Source organism: Geobacillus sp. ZGt-1, assembly GCF_001026865.1.
Lineage (GTDB): Bacteria > Bacillota > Bacilli > Bacillales > Anoxybacillaceae > Geobacillus > Geobacillus thermoleovorans.
In genome coordinates this window covers 24,526-28,011 of record NZ_LDPD01000022.1, presented here as the reverse complement: position 1 = coordinate 28,011, position 3,486 = coordinate 24,526, and the positions used below count along the sequence as shown (strand labels likewise).

Sequence of the window (3,486 nt, the reverse complement as noted above, 5' to 3'; positions counted from 1 at the left end):
TATTTTGTGTCTATCCTGAAAACACCATTTAAGACAAAAAACGGAGCCCACCTAGCCTTCGGAATCGGATTCCAAAGGAAGGTATTTCAGTATATATATGGTTAATAAGTGCTATGCACTCGTTTTTTCTAGTTTCACTTCGTACCCTAACCCCTCTAATCGTTTCACCGTTTGACGCACGATGCGCGCTTCTTGCTGCCGATCCCAGTAGTCGGCTCCCAACTCTCTATACGGTTCCTTTCGAGTTAAGATATAATAGATCATTTCTAAAATCGTTCTCCCGACCGCGACACTCGCTCGATTCGCTCCTCTTCGTTTGGCGATCCGATGATACTTGGCCGATAGGTACGTGTTCTTCGTTCGGGCGGCGGCACGGGCGCATTCCACGAGGCACGACCTCAGCTTCTTGTTCCCTTTCCTCGTTCGACCTGACAACCGTTTCCCTGCACTCTCATGATTCCCGGGAGCCATTCCGGCCCATGAGGCCAAGTGCGCGGCGGTAGGGAACCGGCTCATATCCGTCCCGATTTCCGCTGCAATTTGTTCCGCGCTTTGCCGCCCCACTCCCGGGATCGTATCGATGAGCTCCAGCGCTTCATGAAAAGGGCTCGTTCGTTCCTCGATTTCCCGATCCAACCGGGCAATCGCTTCATCTAAATACTCCACATGACGCCATTGCTCGGCCAGCATCATGCGTTGATGCGGCCCCATCACTCCTTTCAATGCGCGCCGGAGCTCTTCCGTTTTTTGTTTCAGCCGCCCTTTGGCGAGTTGGGCGAGGGCCGCCGGATCGTCCTTTCCTTCGATAAGGGCGCGAATGATGAGCCGGGCCGACATCCCGTTGATGTCGGATACGACCGAAGAAAGCTTGATATTGGCTCCTTCCAGCACTTTTTGGATGCGGTTGAGCTCCCGTGCCCGTTCCTCGATCAAACTGCGCCGATAACGGACCAGTTCCCGGAGCTCCCGCTGAGCCCGATGAGGGATGTAACTCCCTTTTAGCAATCCATGGCGAAGCAAGTCCGCGATCCATTCAGCATCTTTGACATCGGTCTTTCGCCCGGGAACCGCTTTGATGTGTTGGGCATTGACGACAAGCACTTCGATCGGCTCTGCTTCGAGGAGATTATACACCGGCTTCCAATATACGCCCGTCGACTCCATGGCAACGTGCGTCACCTTTTTTTCTTTCAGCCAATCCACCAACTCCTCGAGATCGTCGGTCAGCGTACCAAACGTGCGAATCTCTTTTCCTTCAGGGGTAAGGGCGCAAGCCGTAATCGATTGCTTATGCACGTCCAATCCGCAACAGCGTTCATACAAGACGCGCATCGGTCTTCCTCCCTGCTTCGTTCTCAAAAACAGCTGGTGCAGCAGCCTTTGTTCAAGCATTCTATCCTGCGTGCTTCCCTCAAGGGAGCGACATTCCGTGGTGCAGACGAAAAATGCGGTGATTGTGTACTTCGGTGATGGGGCGACATCAGAAGGAGATTTCCATGAGGGATTGAATTTCGCGAGCGTTTTCAACGCGCCTGTCGTCTTTTTCAACCAAAACAACCAATATGCGATTTCTGTTCCGATCACCCGTCAGATGAAGACAAAAACGATCGCGCAAAAAGCGTTGGCGTACGATATTCCCGGCCTTCGCATCGATGGAAATGACGTGTTTGCCGTGTATTTCAAAACAACTGAGGCGCTCGAGCGGGCGAGAAACGGAGGGGGGCCGACGTTAATCGAAGCGGTGACATGGCGTTATGGCGCCCATACGACGTCCGATGACCCGTCCAGATACCGCGACCAGGAGGAAAGCCAAAAACGGCGCGAAACAACCGATCCGATTAAGCGGGTCGAGCGGTTGATGCAGCGGGAAGGCTGGTGGGATGAAAAGTGGGCGAATCAAGTGCAAGAGGAAGTGAACGCCGAAATCGAGCAGGCGGTTGTGGAAATGGAGAGCTATCCAAAAGCGAATGTATCTGACATGTTTGACTTTGTGTTCGCCCAACCGACATGGACGATTGCGGAGCAGAAAGAAGCGTATCTTCAGTGGAAGCGGGGGATGGAAAGATGATCACCAAAGTAGGCGTCAAATCGCTCACCATCGTGCAAGCGGTCAATGATGCGCTTCGTACCATGCTAAAAGAGCGTGAAGATGTCATCCTGCTCGGGGAAGATATTGGAAAAAATGGCGGTGTGTTTCGCGCCACCGAAGGATTGCTGGAGGAATTTGGCGAGGAGAGGGTGATGGACACGCCGTTAAGCGAGGCAGGATTTACTGGTGCAGCGATTGGAATGGCGCTTGGTGGATTTCGTCCTGTCGTAGAAATTCAGTTTTTAGGTTTTATCTATCCAGCCTATGAACAAATCATGACCCATGCGGCACGCATGCGTGCGCGGACGAGAGGGCATTTTACCGTGCCCTTGGTCATTCGCGCCCCGTACGGCGCGGGCGTGCGGGCCCCGGAAATTCATTCGGACAGCATGGAAGCGCTGTTTACCCATATGCCAGGCATCAAAGTCGTCTGTCCCGCGTCGCCGTATGACGCCAAAGGGTTGCTCATCGCCGCGATTGAAGACCCGGACCCTGTTCTCTTCTTAGAACCGATGCGCAGTTATCGTGCGTTTCGCGAAGACGTTCCGGAAGGAAAATATACGATTGAAATTGGCAAAGGGAAAAAACTACGTGAAGGGGACGACGTGACCGTCATTGCATGGGGAGCCATGGTGCCGGTCGCCATAAAGGCGGCGGAAGAAGCGAAGAAAAAAGGGATTGATGCCGATGTCATCGACTTGCGTACGCTTTACCCGCTTGACAAGGACATCATCGCCGAGTCGGTGCAAAAGACAGGGAGAACCGTGATCGTTCAGGAAGCGCATGCGACGGGTGGATTGGCCAATGATATTCTCGCTGTCATCAACGATACTTCGTTTTTCTATCAAAAAGCGCCGGTCGAACGGGTGACGGGATTTGACGTTCCTGTGCCGTTTTTCGCTTATGAAGACGATTATTTGCCAACGCCAGCGCGCGTTTTGCATGCCATCGAAAAAGTGATGAATTTCTAGCGGCGCGAGAGGAAGACATGAAATTCCCTTTTTGTCCGCACCCAAGCAGCAACGAATGTTTGTTAGAAGCGGTAGAAGCATTGAGATCAGGAATCATTCATCTTTTGCCAATGAAACAGAAAGCAAGTTCGGAAAACACCGCCTCGCCGCATTGAAACGGTTTTTCGAGTGTGGAAGATGATTGTGCAAAACACGGATGAATCATAAACGAAGAGCCATGCCCTCTGGCTGGCTCTTTTTCTTTTAAAAGCTGTACGAACAGATGGCCGCGAATATCGTTTTTTCGTGCAACCATCTGTTCTCTGATGATTTTGTTTTGATCATCTCGCGCCGAGAAGCCCCCCACTTGAAGTGGGCGGGGATGGCTTGGTTAACAGCTTGCTGTGAGGCGGGTGTTCTCAAGAATCTCCCACCTTTAAGCGTTTA

The 3,486-nt window shown here is 52.2% G+C and carries 2 protein-coding genes and 1 pseudogene; 2 read left to right on the top strand and 1 reads right to left on the bottom strand.

Annotated elements, in window-relative coordinates:
• Positions 1–111: 111 nt before the first annotated feature.
• Positions 112–1,332, bottom strand: a complete 1,221-nt coding sequence (locus tag VU18_RS08505; protein ID WP_021321311.1) for an IS110 family transposase — start codon at positions 1,330–1,332, stop codon at positions 112–114.
• A gap of 106 nt (positions 1,333–1,438) precedes the next feature.
• On the opposite strand from VU18_RS08505, the pseudogene VU18_RS08500 reads away from it, so the two are divergent.
• Together VU18_RS08500 and VU18_RS08495 are read left to right on the top strand one after the other, a co-directional pair.
• Positions 1,439–2,068: pseudogene (locus VU18_RS08500) on the top strand (thiamine pyrophosphate-dependent enzyme); the annotation flags it as partial.
• Positions 2,065–3,060, top strand: a complete 996-nt coding sequence (locus VU18_RS08495; RefSeq protein WP_014196073.1) for an alpha-ketoacid dehydrogenase subunit beta — start codon at positions 2,065–2,067, stop codon at positions 3,058–3,060. The pseudogene VU18_RS08500 and the gene VU18_RS08495, both read left to right, overlap by 4 nt.
• Positions 3,061–3,486: the final 426 nt, after the last annotated feature.

Bases quoted from the DNA above. Each gene is read 5' to 3' on its own strand.
- VU18_RS08495 (WP_014196073.1), top strand. From the start codon at position 2,065: ATGATCACCAAAGTAGGCGTCAAATCGCTCACCATCGTGCAAGCGGTC.
- VU18_RS08505 (WP_021321311.1), bottom strand. From the start codon at position 1,332: ATGCGCGTCTTGTATGAACGCTGTTGCGGATTGGACGTGCATAAGCAA.